The sequence below is a fragment of the Mesorhizobium sp. M1E.F.Ca.ET.063.01.1.1 genome (assembly GCF_003998155.1).
GTDB lineage: Bacteria > Pseudomonadota > Alphaproteobacteria > Rhizobiales > Rhizobiaceae > Mesorhizobium.
The window spans coordinates 1-1,464 of the sequence record NZ_RZSC01001093.1 but is presented as its reverse complement, the minus strand read 5'-3'; the positions used below and the strand labels follow the sequence as shown (position 1 = coordinate 1,464).

Annotated in this window: 3 protein-coding genes; all 3 read right to left on the bottom strand. The window is 63.5% G+C overall.

Annotated elements, in window-relative coordinates; all coding sequences use genetic code 11:
* Window positions 1-424, bottom strand: a 424-nt coding sequence (locus EOA29_RS36305; protein ID WP_189479112.1) for a peptidogalycan biosysnthesis protein, incomplete at its 3' end; no start/stop codon positions are given.
* A 54-nt stretch (window positions 425-478) separates the two neighbouring features.
* The gene (locus EOA29_RS36300; protein WP_126093873.1) at window positions 479-1,207 is read right to left on the bottom strand and encodes a glycerophosphodiester phosphodiesterase; all 729 of its coding nucleotides are present in this window, start codon (window positions 1,205-1,207) and stop codon (window positions 479-481) included.
* A gap of 12 nt (window positions 1,208-1,219) precedes the next feature.
* Window positions 1,220-1,464, bottom strand: a 245-nt coding sequence (locus EOA29_RS36295; RefSeq protein ID WP_145970041.1) for a RidA family protein, incomplete at its 5' end; no start/stop codon positions are given.

Here is a 1,464-nt window from a genome sequence, read left to right as displayed (position 1 = left end):
CGTCCTTGCCGACCAGCAGGCGAGGGCCGGTGACCGGCGTGAACGGCACAGAGCACTGCAACTTGGGATAATAACGCCCGCCGGCGCGCTCGAAGGCGTCGGACCAGCCATGGTCGAAGACATATTCGCCCTGGCTGTGCGACTTGAGATAGCAGGGCACGGCGCCCAGCAGTCTGCCTTGCGCATTCTCGAGCCTCAGGTGATGGCCCTGCCAGCCGGTGCGCCGCACGGCGCAGCCGGAATCCTCAAGCGCGCTCAGAAAAGCGAATGAAACGAGCGGGTTGTAGCCGTTTTCTTTATCGCCGCGCGTGGTTCCGGCGAAGCCGTTCCATTCCTCGCAGGTGAACGCGCCGATGCCTGCCGCGACGCGGATCGCATAGTCCGCATTCGTTGCCCGTCCATCGTCGTCTTCACCTTGATCCATGGGGCTTATTTAAGCGTCCTCAGGGCTGCTACAAGTCACGTTTCGGGTATCGCCTCAGGCCACCTTGACCAGGTCGGGCTCAAAACCCTCGAACGTCATCTGGTCGGCATATTTGAAGGTGAGGTCGACCGCGGGCTGATCCTGAACGGTCCAGGTGATGACGGGCATTTTGAGCTTTTCGCGCACGAAGCCGACGAAGGCGTTGGGCAGATCGCCGGCGGCGTAGGAGGTGAAAGCGAGGTTGTGGGCCAGCATGGCGAAATGCGCTTCGATCAACTGGTTGTCCTTGCCGTAGGCGGTCAGCCCTCCCGGAATGCCGGGCGCATCCTTGGCGAAGTCGCGGATCAGCCAGTGGTCGAACGACATGATCGCCACCTTGCCCTTGTAGCGCTTGAGCAGCTTGCCGACGGACGCCACCAGCCCGTTGTCGTGGCCGGCAACGCCTTTCAGCTCGACCACCAGCGGCACACGGCCGTCGATCAGGTCGAGCGCCTCCTGCAACGTCGGCACATGGTCGGCGGTGCCGCCCACCTTGAGCGCGGTGAGTTCAGCCGCCGTGCGTTGCCACACAGAGCCGTCCTCGCCGGTCAGGCGTTTCAGATCGCCGTCGTGGATGATGACGGGAACGCCGTCGGACGAGATATGCACGTCGCATTCGATCGCGTAGCCGCGCTCGGCCGCCGCCGCGAAGGCCGATAGCGTGTTCTCCCAGCACGTCTTGTTCATGTCGTGAAAGCCCCGGTGCGCGACCGGGCGGGCAATCAGCCAGGAAAGGTCGGTCATGTCAGGCTCTTCTTACTCGACTTCGAAGATCGCTTCGATTTCAACCGCGGCGTTGAGCGGCAGCGATGCGGTGCCGACGGCGGAGCGGGCATGCTTGCCGCGCTCGCCGAGCGCGGCGACCAGAAAATCGGAAGCGCCGTTAGCGACCAGATGCTGCTCGACGAATCCCGGCGCCGAGGCCACGAAGACTGTGATCTTGACCAGCCGGCGGATCTTCTCGAGATCGCCAAGCGCTGCCTTGGCCTGCGCCAATATGT